Raw genomic sequence first — 17,854 nt, forward strand, 5'->3', positions numbered from 1 at the left:
TGACCCCATCTTTTTTTACCTTAAGTTGTCTCAATCCGCTACTGGCAATGCTTTTGACTGGGTTGTCACCCCGTCAGGTAAATAACACTTGGGTAACGGACAATGCAAACATTCTCAGCGACAGGATCGAAACTCAGCTAAATCAAATGATTTCGGATTTAGAGGCAAAAAACGGCTCAGAAATCGCTGTTGTGACAGTGCATGATACTAAGCCATCGGCGACCCCAAAAGCATTTGCTACAGAATTATTTAACTTTTGGGGGATTGGCAAAAAAGGTAAAAATAACGGAGTGTTATTATTGATTTCGTCGGGTGAACGACGCGTTAAAATTGAAATAAATTCGAGCATTCAAAGCATTGTGCCGGATGCTAGAGCAGTATGCATTATTGAAACCGGAATTACGCCCAGATTTAAACAGCAGGACTTTGACGGGGGCACATTAGCCGGGACAAAGGCGTTAGTAAATGTTTTACAAACTCCGACGCTAAATGCTCAATCTCCAACCACACTTCCTGTGGCTCCAATCGTACCATCTCAAGGGGTGAAACCGTCACCAATACCTAGTCAATCGCCAGTTATTAGTAATAGTACATCCACAGGTGAAGATTCATCGAATCTAATCTATGGCTTACTTGGGTTGTTATTCATAGCATTCATAGCATTTATACCTTGCTTCATTATCTTCAGGATATTTCGCAGCTTATTTTCTGGGAAATCTCCTTCCCCCTCCCACCGCCGTTATCGGCGCAATTACAGCAGTAACAATTGCAATTACAGCACTAACCGTCCGAATTACAGCAGTAACAGTCACAACTATTGCGGTGGGGCTGGCGACTACAGCATTAACAGCATCGATTACAGTATCAGTAGCGACTACAGCAGTAACAGTAGCAGTGATGATTGCGGTGGCGGTGCGGGTGGCGATTACAGCATTAGCAGTAGCGACTGCGGGGGTAGCTTTGGTGGTGGCGACTCCAGCGGTGCCGGTGCGGGTGGCGACTACACAAGTAACAACACCGATTATTGCGGTGGCTGCGACTACAGCAGTAACAGCACGAGTAGCAGTAGCGACTACAGCATTAGCAGTAGTAGCAGTAGCGACTACAGCAGTAGCAGTAGCGACTACTGCATTAGTGGGGGTGGCGGTGGGGATTGGTAATTCGGGGATGGAGGCAGAAAGCGAGTTTTTTTAACAGGAATTAGTCCCCCTCTGCGGGGACTTCGTTTGTGGAGTTGCGGTTTCAACCGCCCCACTCGCCAGGGGGTAGCTAACTAAAATACTCTTCAACAATTTTCAAAATCCGCGAGGATGCCAAACCGTCACCAAAGGGATTAATTGCCATTGCCATGGCGTTGTATGGTTCGGAATTGCTGAGCAATTCTGCCGCTGCTGTGAAAATTGTATCAGAATTAGTACCCACAAGTTTAGCAGTACCTGCGGAAATTGCCTCGGGTCTTTCTGTGGTTTCTCGCAATACCAAAACAGGTTTGCCCAAACTAGGTGCTTCCTCTTGCAAGCCGCCGGAATCTGTGAGAATTAAATGACATCTCTGAATGGCTCCTACTAATTCTGCATAATCTAAAGGTTCAGTTAAAAATACTCGTGGGTGGTCGCCCAAAAGAGCTTGCAAAGGTTCTCTGACTGTGGGATTTCGGTGTAGAGGTAAGAGCAAGGCTGTATCGGGAAATTTATCTAAGATTTGGAGAAATGCCCGCGCAATTCCTTGTAAGGGTTCGCCCCAATTTTCGCGGCGGTGAACTGTTGCTAAGATAGTGCGATATTTGCTCCAATCTAAGTTAGGAATGTTGCATTCTGGTTCGCGTTTGGCGACAGAAAGCAAAGCATCGATTACTGTGTTGCCTGTACGGTGAATTTCTCCCAAAACGCCCGATCGCCCTAAATTCTCTTGGGCCAGCTCTGTCGGGGCAAAATGCAGCCGTGTGAGCTGAGAAATCAACCGTCGGTTAGCCTCTTCGGGGTAAGGATTGAACACGTCGTCTGTCCGCAATCCGGCTTCTACGTGACCTACGGGTATTTTCTGGTAAAATGCAGCCAACGTTGCGGCAAACGCTGTCGTTGTATCGCCCTGAACTAAGACGATTTCGGGCTGCAATTCTTTAAACAAGGCTTCCAAACCCTGCAAACTCCGGGATGTAATATCTGTCAAAGTTTGCTGGTGCTGCATAATTGCTAAATCCCGATCGGCTTTTAGATCGAACATTCGCATCACTTGCTCGACCATTTCTCGGTGCTGGCCGGTTAAAATTACTTGGGTGTCAAAGGTTGGCGAACTTTTGAAGAGTTGAATTACTGGCGCTAGTTTAATCGCTTCTGGGCGAGTTCCTAAGACGATGCAAACGCGGTGAGTAGCTTCGGGCATGGTAAAATTAGGTGTAAGTTTATTCATATTGCCGTTGGGTAGGGAAGGTTTTCCAGATTGTCGGTTTTAGGCAATTCTTGTTGGTGGAACCCGCCCCTTACAGGATTATTGACATTAGTGCAGGAAGTTAGTTTATACTGACATCTTGCACCATTCTCGCTTAACAGGCTTTCGGGTCGGTTCCACAACACATGAATTTTCTTGTGGGGAATAGGGGTTGTCTCCTAGCCCGCCCAGAAATAATTATTGAGAATGGTGCAAAATATGAGTTTATACCAACTTACTTAATATTAAAACCAGCCCGTACATTTTTAATTGTTAATTGCTCATGCCCTATCGTTACATTCTATTTTATAAACCCTACGACGTTTTAACTCAATTCACTGACAACTCCAGCGAAACTAAACGCAGCACTCTCAAAGACTATATTCCTATTCCCAACATTTATGCCGTAGGAAGGCTCGATCGCGATAGTGAAGGTTTGTTACTGTTAACCGATGACGGACAAATGCAACACCGCCTCAGTGACCCGAAATTCGCTCATCCCCGCACTTACTGGGTGCAAGTTGAACGAATTCCCGATGCAAGTGCGATCTCAGCTTTGCAGACAGGTGTCACAATTCAAGATTATCGGACTCGATCGGCAAAAGTGCAATTATTGTTAGAAGAACCCCCTTTGCCTCCCCGGGAACCGCCGATTAGATTTCGCAAAAACGTGCCCACAGCTTGGCTGGAAATGACTCTCACAGAAGGCCGCAACCGCCAAGTGCGCCGGATGACCGCAGCAGTAGGGTTTCCGACGCTGCGGCTAGTCAGGTGTGCGATCGGGCCTTTGCGTCTGGAAGGTCTCAAACCCGGTGAATGGCGGGAACTAACTCAAGCTGATTTTAGATTTTAGATTTTAGATTTTAGATTGGAGAATTACAGTCAACAGTCAACAGTCAACCGTCAACAGTTAACCGTCAACAATCAACAGTTAACTACTTTCGAGGCGGCAAAATAAAACTCTCGTTTCCATCCTTATCTTTTTGCACCTGAGCTCCCAACTTGACAAGAGCTTGTTTCGCCCTTTGACGCACCAACTTATCAGTTGTTTGAGCATAAACTGTGCTCCAAGCATTAAACAGCACCGGCACGCTATCGGGATCTCTGCGCAAATACTCAGCAGTTGCTCGAAACCTCGGCGCCAATGAAGCTCCTTCCGGGGTTCCTTCCACCCAATCAGCGGCCATTTCGTGGGAGCGAATTGAGTCGGGAATATCCCCCAACAGCAGCAACTCATCAAGACCTTTAGTTCGCCACACTATCCACGATTGGGAATGAATTTGCGGCGAAAGGGCAAGGGCCCTAGTACCGCGCTCTATCAAATTAACAGCAGTTTCAGGCTTTCCCTGATAAAAAGAAATAGCTGTGGAAAGAAACAGGTAGATGTCAGCCCACCGCGGGTCGCGCTGCGTAACTATGTCAAAATAATCTTGGCTCAGATTGTAGCCCGTCACCTCTCGCGCTTCGTCGTCGCCAAAATACTGCAAAAATTTGAGAAATGTCCAATCTGCAATTAAATTGTCAAACCCAAAACTAGGGATAGTTTTGAGCATTTTCAGCCGCAGGGCTTCTTGCTGCGCTTCTTGCTGTGCGGCTTGCTTGAAACTGGCAGCAGACATTGGAGAGAGTGGCTTTTGCCCCTGAACGCGAACTGGGGACATTCCGCCCAACTGCCCGCTCGACTGCATGGTAACGACCCCCGCCAGCGCTGCTAGACCGATAGCTCCATTAACGAGCAGGCTCAACCACTTACGCGAAAATTGTTCGATTTTAGCTTCCACGGCACTTTTAAATCCAAGTTTTAAATTAAGTTTATTGAAAGAGAGTAATAATTGGTTGGCGATCGACAATAAATCTCGTTAAACTGTCCACAGGGATGGTGGAGCCTCCACACAATAGTTTAAGTAGTAGTGTGAGATTTTTTAGCAATATAAAATCTCAAATCAAAAATCTAAAATCGAATTGAGCCAAATTCAATGAATCAAGCCCGCAGACGCTTTTCTAAATTACAGGCAGCCCTGTTCACTGGGGCGATGGCAACAACCGCTTCGATATCTTTACTCGTTCCCGGCCTGAGCCAATCAGTCCGCGCTGAGCTTCAAGATAGCCCCAAAGCTGTCTTAGACGAAGCTTGGCAAATTGTCAACCGAGAGTATGTTGATGGCAGCTTTAACAAGACTGACTGGCAATTGACCCGCCAAGAACTGTTGAGCAAAAACTATACTTCTCGCGAAGCTGCCTACACCGCTCTCCGCAAAGCCCTAGAGAAATTAAACGACCAGTACACGCGCTTCATGGACCCGAAGCAGTACGAAGCGCTGACGAATCAAACCTCTGGGGAACTGACAGGGGTGGGGATGAGGCTCGAAGAAGACGAGAAAACGAAAGCGATTACCGTAGTCGAGCCGATGGAAAATTCCCCCGCCCTGAAGGCGGGGATTCAAGCGGGCGATAGGATTTTGGTGATAGACGGCAAAACTACCAAAGGCATGACTGTCTCGGATGCAGCTCAGGTAATTCGGGGCGACGAAGGCACGAAAGTCACGCTGCGGATTGCTCGTGAGGGTAAAGGCGAATTTGACATCACTTTGACTAGGGCGAGAATTGAGGTAGCAGCGGTTCGCTACAGCCTCAAGGATGAAGGCGGTCAGAAGGTGGGTTACATCCGTTTGCAAGAGTTTAGCTCTCATGCGGGCGAACAAATGCAGGCGGCGATTAAAAAGCTCTCGGATCAGAAAGCTGACGCTTTTGTGTTGGATTTGCGGGGCAATCCCGGCGGTTTGCTGCGAGTGAGCATTGATATCGCTCGGATGTGGATGGATACAGGGGCGATCGTCCGCACAGTCGATCGCGCGGGCGATTCTCAGGAAATGCGCGCAAACCGCACTGCAATCACTGATAAGCCTTTGGTGGTGCTGGTGGACGACAATTCAGCCAGCGCCAGCGAGATTTTGGCCGGTGCTCTGAAGGACAACAAGCGCGCAACTGTGATGGGCGGCCAAACTTTTGGCAAAGCTTTGGTGCAGTCGGTGCATTCTTTGGCTGACGGTTCGGGATTGGCGGTGACGATCGCCCACTACTATACTCCCAGCGGTACCGATATCAGCCAAAAGGGGGTTACTCCCGATGTTAAGGTAGAAGTCACCGACGAACAAAAGCTGAAATTAGCTAACAAACCGACGTTAGTTGCGACTAAGGACGATCCTTGCTACGCGCAGGCGATCGCACTTTTGAAAACTACCGCTTCCTCGACCCGTCCCGTTGCTGCTAATGAGGTTCTTGTTCCTAAAAAGTAAATAGTTGAAACCGTAATTTATTAACAATAAGCCTGAAGATGAAACCCGCGGGTGCGGGTTTTATTTTTATTGATGAGTTATTGGTTATTAAGTAAATCTACCTAATTAAACGAAAGGTGCAGATGGCTAAAAAGCTTGCTATATGACCATTCTTCCTTCTTCATGATTCGGTGTTGCTTAATCAGGGTACGAAAAATAAGTTGAAAATCCAAAAGCTTTGTGAATACTGGTTTCTATAACGGGCATATTTAGCCTTTCATACCGTAAATCAGCAACGCCAATTATTCCTTCTACTGAAGTTATGGGTTAATTGATATCCGAATTAAAGCAGATTAGTGGGATTGGGATTTTTTAACCGCAGATATCAGCAGATGAACACAGATGCACGCTGATGGGATTTCTGAAGTGTTTCAACTCTGACTTAATTAGCTATTCATCCGCCGGATAAATTCTAAAGCCAAACCATCAGTATCGGCAATAAAAGCTACTTCGTAAACATTTTGCCCGATCGCCTGTTGAGTCGGTTCTAACAAAACTTTTAAAGCTTGAAACTGGTTTGGTTGGTCTTTAGCAGCTTCCTCAAACCGCTCTTTCAGAGACTCCAACCAACTAGGTAAGTCAGTTGTGGCTTCAGTTAAATCGAAAGATAAATGATAATATCCAACATAATGCTCGTCTCCGAAAGCATCCGGTGCGGGTTTTGGTTCCGGGATTTGAATGAGTTCGATGCGTCCGTTGAGACCTTCCATCCAACAGGCTAGGGTGTAACCTGTGGTAAAGCGATCGCTCACAGTAAATCCCAACTGTTCGTAAAAGGCGATCGCCCGGTGTATGTTAGCAGTGCGAATCGAGGCGTGGTGCATTCGATTTTAGATTTTAGATTTTAGATTTTAGATTTTAGACTGGGAAGTAGGAATTGCGATTTGAGATTTTATATTTGAGAGGGTATACTCGGAACTCGGAATTAAAAACATCGCATCTGTTGCCCAAAAGTAATAGAGCTTTGTTTTTTCTTCCTTCTTCCTTCTTCCCTCTTTCTTCTTCCCTCTTCCTTCTTCCTTCTTCCCTCTTCCTTCACTTATTCAAACAACCGAAAATAAGGATATCTAATCGGAACTCCCGGCTCTTTTTCCAAATCAAAATTAATCACTTCCCAGCAAGGGTCTTCTTGGGGCTCAGGGCTAAAATCCACAGGCAAACCGTACAGTCTTGGCCGGGGCGATTCCGCTTGGCCGCGCCAAGGCGTGCTGCGTTCCAAATAAGCGCTGATTAAGTCGCGATAGCGTTGAGCAACGATCACGCGAGTTGCTCGGTAGCCTTGAGTATAAAGTCGATCGAGCGCTTCGTGAATTTCAAACCGAATTCCGTCCGGGTGCGTGTGCTGGCGATACCATTCATTCTCCCAGCGGCGCCAGTGCCGCCCAGACTGAAGGTGAACCAGTTCCCCCGTTTTTGGATCTGCCTCAAATGCCCCGTGACGCGGACACAAATAGGTATCCGTTAGCGTTAAAGCCGGAATTGTTTGGCGACAGTGGGGACACTGAATTTCCGGGCCAAACATAGGGTATTGCAAGGCAACTTCAATCATTTATTTGCGTCCCAGCATATTTTCTCTGCAAAAGTGCCAAATACTTTTATTATATCCCGTATGAACAACCAGCTAATCTGCTAGAAGTATAAGGATCGCAAATGAGCAATCTCAACGAATCTCTGTCTGCACTTCCTTCCTATTGGCCCAGGCCCGATCTATCCCAAGCGGCTTTTGTCGCTGAAGGCGCGGTTGTGATCGGCAGGGTAGAGGTTGCTGCGGGTGCTAGTATCTGGTACGGGGCGGTGGTGCGGGCGGATGTAGAGCGAATTGCGATCGGCTCAAGTACCAATATCCAAGATGGAGCAATTCTGCACGGAGATCCAGGGAAACCGACTGTTTTGGAAGATTTCGTGACAGTCGGACACCGAGCGGTGATTCACTCAGCTTACATTGAACGGGGCTGCCTGATCGGGATTGGGGCGATCGTCCTCGATGGAGTCAGGGTAGGAACAGGCTCAATCGTCGGTGCAGGGGCTGTTGTCACCAAGGACGTTCCGCCTCACACGCTAGTTGCGGGAGTGCCTGCCAAACGCCTCCGAGATGTCTCTGAGGAAGAAGCTGCGGAGTTGGTGGAACACGCTAAGCGTTACGAAAAGTTGGCTTTGGTTCACGCGGGGAAAGGTTCTGATTTGGGATTTGGTGAGTTGATAGAATAAGATTTTAAGCAAAAAACTATTAGTTTCCAATGGCTTACACCGCGCCAAAAATCCTAACTTTTGAAACATTCCTCGATCGATATTGTGACAACTTCCGCTACGAGCTCGCTGACGGAGAATTAGTTGACCTGGAACCAACAGGCCCGCACGAAACCGTCAGCGGTAAACTAGCAACTCAAATTGGCATCGCCATCGCAGCCGAAAAACTACCCTGGTTCCTTCCCCGCACTTGTTTGATCCGTCCATTTTCAGATGCAGCTACTGCCCGCCGTCCTGATATTGTCGTATTAGATGAAACTGCTATTGTCAGCGAACCTCTTTGGGAAAGAGAACCTGTGATTACGCTGGGGCGATCTGTTAAATTGGTGGTAGAAGTAGTCAGCACTAATTGGGAAACTGATTACGCCCGAAAAGTTGAAGAATATGCTATTTTAGGAATTCCCGAATATTGGATAGTTGATTATCGCGGATTGGGGGGCGTGGCTTTTATCGGTAAACCAAAACAACCTACTATCACCGTTTGCCAACTGATTGACCAAGATTACACCCAGCAGCAATTTCGCCTCGGTCAACCGATTATTTCTCCTCTGTTAAAAAGCTTGCAACTTCGCTTAGATGATATTCTTCCCCGTTAGGCGATCGCGGAACCGATTTTAGATTTTAGATTGGAGAATTGATGAATCCGGGAACGCTCAACCCAATTGCTTTAACTCAACAATCAACAGTCAACAATAGTCGGAAATATCGGGATTCGTTAGCGCGATAAAAGTTTAAACTTAAATAAAAAAAATTGTCAAGTCTCGATCTAGCGCTAAGATTAATCACATGAATAACGATCGCACATCCAATCCAAACATCCCCCCACACACCTGGAAACGTCCCATCGGCCTCGGTTGGGAGAATCCCTATACAGTCCGCTACGCAAGCAATCTCGACGACGGACCCTGGCACGGAATGCCTCTGGGCGGGTTCGGTGCCGGCTGCATCGGGCGATCGCCCCGCGGCGACTTCAACCTCTGGCACATTGACGGCGGCGAACACATTTTTCGCAGTTTGCCCGCTTGTCAGTTCAGCATTTTTGAAGAAACTCAAGGCAAGAAACAAGCTTTTGCACTGTCCACTGAACCGCCTAGCGATGGTAGTTTATCTAGTTGGAAATGGTATCCAAAAGAAGGAAGAAGGAAGAAGGAAGAAGGAAGTTCGGCAGCGGATTTTGTAACGGATGTAACGGATAGAATACACCAGGATGAAGGGAGAGGGGTAAAGTCTAATTCTGGCACTTATCATGCTTTGTATCCCCGCAGTTGGTTTGTTTATGAAAATGTGTTTGAGGCTAAATTAAGCTGCGAGCAATTTTCGCCAATTTTGCCGAACAATTATCAGGAAAGCAGTTACCCTGTTGCCATGTTTGAATGGGTGGCGCACAATCCTACAGATGCGCCGATCACTCTCAGCATCATGCTGAGTTGGGAGAATATTGTCGGTTGGTTTACTAATGCCAATAAGTCGCCGGAAGTGAAGGTGCGAGATGATGGTAGTCCATTTTATGACTATCAACCCAGGTGGGGAGAAAGTGCCGGAAATTTGAATTTGTTGGTGGAAGATTTTCACCGAATCGGTTGCGTGATGACGCGGTTGACTGCTGAGGACGAACCGCAAGAGGGGGATGGACAATGGGCGATCGCAACTATTACTAATCCGGCGGTAGAAGTATTCTATCAAACTCGCTGGAACCCGGCGGGCAATGGCGAGGATATTTGGCGCAACTTTTCTGCTGAAGGTTTCTTATTAGATGACAATGACGAGACAGCCGCAGCAGCCGGAGAACAGTTGGCTTGTGCGATCGCAGTTCGCTTTACTCTTCGACCGGGAAAAACGCGCAAAATCCCCTTTATTATAGCTTGGGATTTGCCCGTTACTGAGTTTGCATCGGGAGTTTGGTACTACCGCCGCTATACGGATTTCTTCGGCCGCAACGGCAAAAATGCTTGGCCGATTATTCGCACTGCAATGAAGCATTCTGATACTTGGCGCGAAAATATCGAAGCTTGGCAAAAACCTATTTTAGAACGGACAGATTTGTCAGATAGTTTTAAAATGGCGCTGTTTAACGAGTTGTACGCCCTGACAGACGGCGGTACTCTTTGGAGTGCGGCTGACGAACGCGATCCGAAGGGTCAATTTGCGGTTTTGGAGTGCATTGATTACCGCTGGTACGAAAGTTTGGATGTGCGGCTTTACGGTTCTTTTGCTTTGTTGATGCTTTGGCCGGATTTAGAAAAGTCAGTAGTTTTAGCGTTTGCTAGGGCAATTTCTGCCGGAGACGATACGCCGAGAATTATTGGCTGGAATCAAGCTTCGGCTATTAGAAAAGCTGTCGGGGCGACGCCCCACGATTTGGGTGCTCCTAACGAACATCCTTGGGAGAAAACGAATTATACTAGCTATCAAGATTGCAATTTGTGGAAGGATTTGCCTTGCGATTTTGTGTTGCAGGTTTATCGTGACTTTTTGTTGACTGGCGGCACAGATTGCGAGTTTTTGAAAGAGTGTTGGCCGGCAATTGTTGAGGCTTTGGCTTATCTGAAAACTTTTGATGAGGATGGGGACGGAATCCCTGAGAATTCTGGAGCACCCGATCAGACGTTTGATGACTGGCAAATGCGGGGAATCAGTGCGTATTGCGGCGGTTTGTGGTTGGCGGCGCTGGAGGCTGCGATCGCGATCGGCGAAATCTTGGAAGATGCAGCACCGGAGATAATTCCTAACCCTCAAGCAAAGATTGCATTATATCACAGTTGGCTGCTACAAGCAAGACCGAGCTATCAAGAAAAACTGTGGAACGGTCAATATTACCGTTTGGACAGCGAGAGTAATTCCGAAGTGGTGATGGCTGACCAACTGTGCGGTCAATTTTACGCGAAACTGTTAGGATTGCCGGATATTGTGCCGCCAGAATGTGCAGCCAGTGCTTTAGAAACTGTGTACGATTCTTGCTTTTTGAAGTTCAACGAGGGCGAGTTCGGTGCGGCGAATGGGGTGATGCTGAACGGTTCGCCGGAAAATCCGAATGCGACTCATCCTTTGGAAGTTTGGACAGGGATTAATTTTGGGTTGGCGGCTTTTTTGGTACAGATGGGGATGGAGGATAAAGCGTTTAAATTGACGGATGCGGTGGTGAAGCAGATTTATGAAAATGGGTTGCAGTTTCGGACGCCGGAAGCGATTACGGCGGGGGGAACTTTTCGGGCGAGTCACTATTTGCGGGCGATGGCGATTTGGGCAATTTACGGGGTGTTGACGAATTTTAAATAGGGAAAAAGGTATATTAGCTGGTGCCTTCCACTAAACTTTAAAAAGTTTAATCCTTCAACCCAATTTTCAGCAAGGAAAACGGTTAATTTACCTATCAATAAAATTGACCGTAAAATTTTTTCGCGTTCGAGGAAGACATTAATGTTTCATGCTCAAACTTTAGCATAGCTAACATTTGAGCATGAAACAGCCCTGGGATGCGAGGGAGAACGAACTCGGCTATAAACGAGAGAGACAAAGGGTTTGAGGCGATTGTTGACACCAATGCAGTCCGCACCTTACCCGTATATAATTTGGAGTGATAGCCAATTTCACCCTATAATAGAAAAATGTCAAATCCCTTACTTTCCCTCAACTACGAACCCGCCATTGAATCTCTCGGTGGCGACTATTTTGATGAAGTCGCTGCGGCCGATTTTCCGCAACACATTCTCCGCTTCCGCAACGACGAATTATTGCCGAAATTGGGTTTAGACCCCGCACAAGTAACCGACCAACATTTTATTGAAGCGTTCGGCGAATTTCACTGCGTCCGCCCCTTTCTCGCACTCCGCTATCACGGCTATCAATTCAACGCATATAACCCCAATTTAGGTGACGGTAGAGGCTTCTTATACGGTCAAGTTCGCGGGACTGACGGCAGACTTTACGACTTCGGCACTAAAGGTTCCGGCCGCACTCCCTACTCGCGGGGCGGTGACGGTAGACTCACTCTCAAAGGGGGAGTTCGCGAAGTTTTAGCAGCCGAAGCTTTGCACCGGTTGGGAGTGCGGACATCTCGCTGTTTTAGTTTAGTTGAAACGGGTGAGGCTTTGTGGCGGGGCGACGAACCATCTCCGACGCGATCGTCTGTAATGGTGCGTTTCAGTCATTCTCACATCCGGTTTGGAACTTTTGAAAGGTTGCACTATATCCGCCGCCCGGATTTAATTAAAAAACTTTTAGATTTTGTTATTGAATATTACTATCCTGAACTGCATTTAGAAGCAAGCAATGCTGGTTTTTCGCCACAGGAAAAGTATGCGCTATTTTATGCAGATTTAGTCCAGCGAGTAGCCGAATTAGTCGCTCAGTGGATGGCAGCGGGATTTTGCCACGCCGTGCTAAATACTGATAATATGTCGATTACTGGAGAAAGTTTCGATTACGGGCCTTTCGCTTTTATCCCAACTTATAAGCCGCAATTTACTGCAGCTTATTTTGACTATTCGGGTCTTTATTGTTACGGCAATCAACCGTTTATTTGTAGGGATAATTTAGAGAAGCTCCAGGAACCGCTAGCAGCGGCGATTCCTCAAGCTGATATGGATGCGGCTTTGGCAAAGTTTGGCGATTATTATAATGCAGCTTATCGGCAGTTGATGCTCAATAGATTGGGATTTGAGGATTTGCCCGAAGCTGAGGGAGATGAGTTGTTGAAGGTGACAATTAAAATGCTGGCGGAGTCTCAAGTTGAGTATCACGATTTCTTTTTTCAACTGCGAAGACAGTTCGATCGCACTTGGCGAGATGATGCTAGTCTAATTTTTGCTGAGGCGGAACCGGCCGACTTGATAGCACCTTGGCGACAGTTTTATTATCACGTTTTGCAAAGTTTGTCTGCGGATGATATGGATAAAATGGCGGACAGGTTGCGGAAGCACAATCCCGAACAATCCCTGTTGAGACCCACGATTGAGGCTGTTTGGGAGGCCATAGCTATTGAGGATAATTGGGAACCGTTTTATGAGTTGGTGAAGAGACTTCAAAACTCTTAAAGGGAATTGGGCATGGGGCATTGTTGACTGTTGACTGTGGACTCACAACTAGCAACTAACAACTGAGCACTGACAACTGACTAATGACTACTTGAGCTTTTCAATCTCAAATTGTGCATCTTTGTAACCACCAGTAAGTCCTTGATCGAGAAACATTTTGCCGGCTTTTTCTAAATCGCTAATCGCTCCTGCTTTGTCTCCCAAGGAGCGGCGAACCATGCCTCTACCGTAGTAAGCAGCAGCATAATTCGGATTGATCCGAATAGCTTGGACGTAATCGGCGATCGCACTATTGTAATTATTTAATTCCTGATAAATCTTAGCCCGATTGGCGTAAGCTTCAGCATTGTTGGGATTGAACCCGATTGCTGCTGTAAAATCTGCGATCGCCCCCTGGGCGTCACCTCCTGCGCTGCGAGCTAAAGCACGATTGTTAAAAGCATTATGATCACTCGGGTTAACTTTCAGCGCTTGAGTGCAATCGGCAATTGCTTTGGGATAATCCTTCAAATTTAAATAAGCAATGCAGCGATTGTTGTAAGGAACCCCATCCTCATCGCTCAGCAAAATAGCCTGAGTGCAATCGTCAATTGCCGCTTGATGCGCTCCCAAATTCAACTGCGTGCTGCAACGATTAGCGTAAGCATCTGCACTCTTGGGAGCGATCGCAATTACCTGAGAATAATCCGCCATAGCTCCCTGATAATCTCCTAAGTGAAAGCGAGCTCTCCCCCGACTGTAGAAAGCATCAACATTCTGAGCATCGAGTTTAATCGCTTCAGTATAATCTCCAATCGCTCCTTGCAAATCTGCGCTCCCAGCACGAGCCAACCCTCGCGAATGATAAGCTTTAACAAGGTTCGGCTGCAACCGAATTACTGCGTTAAAATCCTGAATAGCCGCCTTGTAATCTTGCAGTTCTAAATAAGCAATTCCTCTTTCATAATATGTATCAGCATCATTGGGCTGGAGATTCAAAACCTGAGTGTAATCCTCAATTGCCCCGCGCTTGTCGTTAAAATCCTTACGGGCTAGCCCGCGGTTAAAATAAGCCTGAACATATTTAGGATTGAGTGCGATCGCCTGAGAATAATCTGCAATTGCTTCTTGATACTTTTTTGAATCATAATTAAGATTACCGCGCTGGTAAAAACTCTCAGCATTTTTAGGATTCAATTGAATTGACTTATTAAAAGCCTGCAAAGCTGCATCCGCATCTTGATTGCGAGACTTTTCTACTCCCACTTCGTAATATTCCTTAGCTTTAAGCGGATTCGGCCGACTCGCATAACTAAACAGAAATATCATAACTATCACCGCCCCGAATCCCGCCAAAATCAGCCACCAAAACCGACTTCCCCGTGACGAAAAACTATCAGAAGACATTAACAGGGGAGAAATACTTTTCTTTTGAGCCATATTTCCCTGCTCTGGGCGGTGTCTCAACTTGCTGAGAGCTGCCAACACTTCGTCCGCAGATTGATAGCGTTTGCCAAATTGGTGGCAGACCATTTTGTCAATTATATTTGCTAGTCCAACAGAACATTGAGTTCGGTTTCGCCAAACAATTTCCCCCGTGTGAGAAGGACTCGGATTTTGCAATTTTGGCAAATCCGTACCGGGCAAACCCGTGATAGCTTGCACTGCCATCATGCCGACTGCATAGAGGTCGCTGCAAAATTGGGGGTTGCCTTGAAATTGTTCGATCGGCATATAAGCCGGAGTTCCGGTAGCAATGGTGCGCGGAAATTCTGTATCGTACTCGCTGACGTGATTGGCAACTTCTTTAACCGAACCGAAGTCAATTAAAACTAATTTGCCGTCTGGTTTGCGGCGAATTAAGTTGGAGGGATTAACATCGCGGTGAATCACTCCCTGAGAGTGTACGAAGGCGAGAACTTGTAAAACTTCTTCCAAAAGATCTAGCACTCGTTCTTCCCGCCAAGGTTGACCGGCCACAATTTCCCTATTTAGCGCGTGTCCGGGCACAAACTCTTCGACGAGGTAGAATTGATTTGCTTCTTCAAAATAAGCGAGTAAAAAGGGAATTTGATCGTGTTTTCCCAGCTTTTCTAATATTTCTGCTTCTTGTTTAAATAAGCGGTAAGCTGTTTTAAGAACTGTGGAAGTATTGCTGGGAGGGCGCAGTTGTTTGACTACACATTGAGGGTGGCCAGGACGGCGAGTATCGACAGCTAAATAAGTTTGTCCGAAAGCACCCGAGCTGAGAATTTGCACTACGCGATAACGCCTGTCTAAAAGTTGACCAACCATGTTCATATCGGAAATAGGGAATTGGTAACGGGGAGGTGGTAATTGGGAATTGGTAACGGGGAGTTGGTAACGGGGAGTTGGTAACGGGGAGTTGGTAATCTGGCCTTCTTCCTTCTTCCTTCTTCCTTCTTCCTTCTTCCTTTTTTCTTCTTTTTTTAACATCTGACTAACGACTAATAGCTTATTTAGGATCGTTTATTTGTGCTTGTGCATTTTGGAAACCATCGGCTCTTCCTTGTTCTAGAAAGAGGGTTGCAGCTTTCTGAAAATCCTCGATCGCCCCAGCACGGTCTTTGAGTTGGCGGCGGACGAGGCCTCGGCTGTAAAAAGCGCTAGCATTATTGGGGTTGAGACGCAGGGAGTGAGCGAAATCTTCAACCGCTAAAGGGTAATTTTTTAGTTCTGAGTAAATAGTACCGCGATTGCTGTAAGCTACTGCATCGCTGGGATTGAGTCGAATTGCTTGAGTAAAATCTTCCACAGCGCCCTGCTTGTCTCCCGAAGCCGATCGAGCTAATCCTCGATTGCTGTAGGCTTTGGGATTGTTGGCGTTGAGTCCGATCGTCAAACTGCAATCTTCGCTGGCCTTTTGAAATTGTTTTAAATTCAGATAAGCAATGCAGCGGTTGTTGTAAGCTGCTTCATCTTTGGGAGCCAGGCCAATTGCTTGGGTGCAATCTGCAATCGCTTTGTCGTAGCTTGCCAAATTTAAGTAAGCGCTGCAGCGATTAGTATAAGCATCACCGAGCTCGGGTTGCAATTCGATCGCCTTAGTATAATCTTCCATCGCTCCTTGATAATCTGCCAGATTAAACCTCGCTCGACCGCGACTGTAGTATACGCCAGCTTGTTTGGGGCTAATTTGAATCGCTTGAGTAAAATCTGCCATTGCTCCCGTTTTGTCGCCTGCAGCCGATCGAGCTAAACCCCGATTGCTGTAAGCTGTAGCATCGTTGGGACTCAGCCGAATTGCTTGAGTGTAGTCTTCAATTGCCTGGGGGTAGTCGCCCAAATCGTAGGAGGCTAAACCCCGCTTAGAGTATGCCTCACCGTCGCTGGGATTGAGTCGCACTACTTGGGTGAAATCTTCCACGGCCCCCCGCTTGTCCCCGATGTCGAGGCGGGCCATACCTCGATTGTAGAGAGCTTTGGTGTGGCTAGGATTGACTTTAATTGCTTGCGTGTAATCCTGTATGGCTTGCTCGGTTGCGCCCATGTCGTAGCGAGCATTTGCCCGCGTGTAGTAAGTTTCCGCATCGCCGGCATTCAGGGCGATGGCTTGAGTATAATCGGCGATCGCCCCTGTTGTGTCACCTTGCTGCGCCTTGGTAACGCCGCGGGCTAACAATTCTTTTGCCCTCCCCGGACTTTGACTCTGCCACAAATAAATTATCAGTGCCGTCAAGATTAAAGCTGCCGCTGTTGCAGCCAATAGCAGCAGTTTGGTTTGGCTTTGTCTTCGCGGTTGACTCCTAGCGTCCGTGATGATTGTGGCTGGCGGCGGCTCAACCTCCAATTTTACGGCGATTTGTTTGAGGTCTGCTAAAACTTCGGCGGCCTCCTGATAGCGTTCCTCGCAGTCAGGGCGCACCATTCGATCGATAATATCTGCTAGCGCTGCCGAACAAGTTGCCCGGTTTCGCCAGGAAATTTGGCTTTTGTTGTTTTTTAAGGCACTCAGTTCGTTGGGTGAGAGTCCCGTCACGGCAAGCTGAGCGATCGTACCTAGAGCGTAGATGTCGCTATTGTAACGGGGGTTGCCGCTCAATTGCTCGATCGGCACGTATAACTCCTGGGCCGCCAAATCCTGTTTTTTTGCCTCATGCCGTTTAACAGAGTTCGGGGAAGTTTGCGACAACAAATGACAGTTAGCAAGTTCCGGGTTAATTTCTTTGTCTAAGCTAAAGTCTACCAATACAAATTTGCCGTCTGACTCGCGCCGGATCGCTCTGTCTGGTTGAATTCTGCGGTGAATGAAACCTTTCTCGTGTATGAACACCAAAATTTCTAATATTTCTGATAGCAGACCAATTACTTGGTCTTCATCCCACGGTTGACCGGGTATTAGTTCTTGACTTAAAGGTGATCCGGCAATAAATTCTTCAATTAAGTATAAACTTTGATTTTCCTCAAAATACGCCAATAATTCGGGAATTTTGTCGTGTTTTCCCAATTTTTCAATTATTTCTGCGTTTCTTTGAAATATAACTTTGACTAATTCTGGGGTTTGCGAACTTGTGCCGGGTAGCCGCATTTCTCTAACCGTGCATTGCGGATACCCGGGACGGTGAGTATCTGCTGCTAGATAAGTTTTTCCCACCTCACTTGAGTCTGTGACTTTAATGATGCGGTAACGTCTGTCTAGAAGTTGACCAATCATGCTTTGCCCTCTACCCTATTAATGTTCCATTATCGCATGAAATTAGGATAGCCAAAAAATTGGCTGAGTAATTTAAGTTTGAGCTGGCCGTGACTCCCTCCCAAAAACGGATACTTGCTTTCCGACAGGAGTCGTGACTCACCCAAAATTTTAGACCC

13 protein-coding genes and 1 pseudogene are annotated in these 17,854 nt (G+C 47.0%); 8 read left to right on the plus strand and 6 right to left on the minus strand.

The window, feature by feature from the left end; all coding sequences use genetic code 11:
- Nucleotides 1-47: 47 nt before the first annotated feature.
- Nucleotides 48-455: pseudogene (locus QUA71_RS29355) on the plus strand (TPM domain-containing protein); the annotation flags it as partial.
- Nucleotides 456-822: 367 nt separating this feature from the next.
- Complete coding sequence (locus QUA71_RS21990; protein WP_333288269.1) at nucleotides 823-1,194, plus strand: hypothetical protein; 372 nt, start codon at nucleotides 823-825, stop codon at nucleotides 1,192-1,194.
- Between the two features lie 75 nt (nucleotides 1,195-1,269).
- Here QUA71_RS21990 and wecB read toward each other — a convergent pair whose 3' ends face one another.
- Nucleotides 1,270-2,382: a non-hydrolyzing UDP-N-acetylglucosamine 2-epimerase gene (gene wecB, locus QUA71_RS21995; protein WP_333288324.1), complete on the minus strand. Its 1,113-nt coding sequence runs from the start codon at nucleotides 2,380-2,382 to the stop codon at nucleotides 1,270-1,272.
- A 328-nt stretch (nucleotides 2,383-2,710) separates the two neighbouring features.
- Between wecB and QUA71_RS22000 the strand changes: the two genes are divergently transcribed.
- Complete coding sequence (locus tag QUA71_RS22000; RefSeq protein ID WP_333176673.1) at nucleotides 2,711-3,280, plus strand: pseudouridine synthase; 570 nt, start codon at nucleotides 2,711-2,713, stop codon at nucleotides 3,278-3,280.
- An 82-nt stretch (nucleotides 3,281-3,362) separates the two neighbouring features.
- Here QUA71_RS22000 and QUA71_RS22005 read toward each other — a convergent pair whose 3' ends face one another.
- A complete protein-coding gene (locus QUA71_RS22005) occupies nucleotides 3,363-4,208 on the minus strand; it encodes a hypothetical protein (protein ID WP_333288270.1) in 846 nt (281 codons plus the stop codon).
- 195 nt (nucleotides 4,209-4,403) lie between these two features.
- Here QUA71_RS22005 and ctpB point away from each other — a divergent pair, with 195 nt between their 5' ends.
- Nucleotides 4,404-5,723 (plus strand): carboxyl-terminal processing protease CtpB, encoded by a 1,320-nt coding sequence (gene ctpB, locus QUA71_RS22010; RefSeq protein ID WP_333288272.1) that lies wholly within the window; start codon nucleotides 4,404-4,406, stop codon nucleotides 5,721-5,723.
- A gap of 425 nt (nucleotides 5,724-6,148) precedes the next feature.
- Here the strand turns inward: ctpB and QUA71_RS22015 are convergent, their stop codons facing one another.
- On the minus strand, nucleotides 6,149-6,586 hold the full coding sequence (locus QUA71_RS22015) for a VOC family protein (protein WP_333288274.1): 438 nt from the start codon (nucleotides 6,584-6,586) through the stop codon (nucleotides 6,149-6,151).
- Between the two features lie 215 nt (nucleotides 6,587-6,801).
- Nucleotides 6,802-7,311, minus strand: coding sequence for a TIGR02652 family protein (locus tag QUA71_RS22020; RefSeq protein ID WP_242717500.1), 510 nt, complete (start codon nucleotides 7,309-7,311; stop codon nucleotides 6,802-6,804).
- A 101-nt stretch (nucleotides 7,312-7,412) separates the two neighbouring features.
- On the opposite strand from QUA71_RS22020, the gene QUA71_RS22025 reads away from it, so the two are divergent.
- The 4 genes from QUA71_RS22025 to QUA71_RS22040 all read left to right on the plus strand — a co-directional run bounded on the left by QUA71_RS22025 (nucleotide 7,413) and on the right by QUA71_RS22040 (nucleotide 13,042).
- Nucleotides 7,413-7,970, plus strand: a complete 558-nt coding sequence (locus QUA71_RS22025) for a gamma carbonic anhydrase family protein (RefSeq protein ID WP_333288277.1) — start codon at nucleotides 7,413-7,415, stop codon at nucleotides 7,968-7,970.
- Between the two features lie 29 nt (nucleotides 7,971-7,999).
- Nucleotides 8,000-8,605: a Uma2 family endonuclease gene (locus QUA71_RS22030; protein WP_333288279.1), complete on the plus strand. Its 606-nt coding sequence runs from the start codon at nucleotides 8,000-8,002 to the stop codon at nucleotides 8,603-8,605.
- Between the two features lie 190 nt (nucleotides 8,606-8,795).
- On the plus strand, nucleotides 8,796-11,285 hold the full coding sequence (locus tag QUA71_RS22035; protein ID WP_333288281.1) for a GH116 family glycosyl hydrolase: 2,490 nt from the start codon (nucleotides 8,796-8,798) through the stop codon (nucleotides 11,283-11,285).
- Nucleotides 11,286-11,614: 329 nt separating this feature from the next.
- Complete coding sequence (locus QUA71_RS22040; RefSeq protein ID WP_333288282.1) at nucleotides 11,615-13,042, plus strand: protein adenylyltransferase SelO family protein; 1,428 nt, start codon at nucleotides 11,615-11,617, stop codon at nucleotides 13,040-13,042.
- An 87-nt stretch (nucleotides 13,043-13,129) separates the two neighbouring features.
- Here the strand turns inward: QUA71_RS22040 and QUA71_RS22045 are convergent, their stop codons facing one another.
- Complete coding sequence (locus QUA71_RS22045) at nucleotides 13,130-15,316, minus strand: tetratricopeptide repeat protein (protein WP_445243816.1); 2,187 nt, start codon at nucleotides 15,314-15,316, stop codon at nucleotides 13,130-13,132.
- A gap of 181 nt (nucleotides 15,317-15,497) precedes the next feature.
- The gene (locus QUA71_RS22050) at nucleotides 15,498-17,696 is read right to left on the minus strand and encodes a tetratricopeptide repeat protein (RefSeq protein WP_333288286.1); all 2,199 of its coding nucleotides are present in this window, start codon (nucleotides 17,694-17,696) and stop codon (nucleotides 15,498-15,500) included.
- Nucleotides 17,697-17,854 lie beyond the last annotated feature (158 nt).

Origin of the sequence: Microcoleus sp. MON1_C5 (genome assembly GCF_036701875.1) — a bacterium.
Taxonomy (GTDB): domain Bacteria; phylum Cyanobacteriota; class Cyanobacteriia; order Cyanobacteriales; family Microcoleaceae; genus Microcoleus.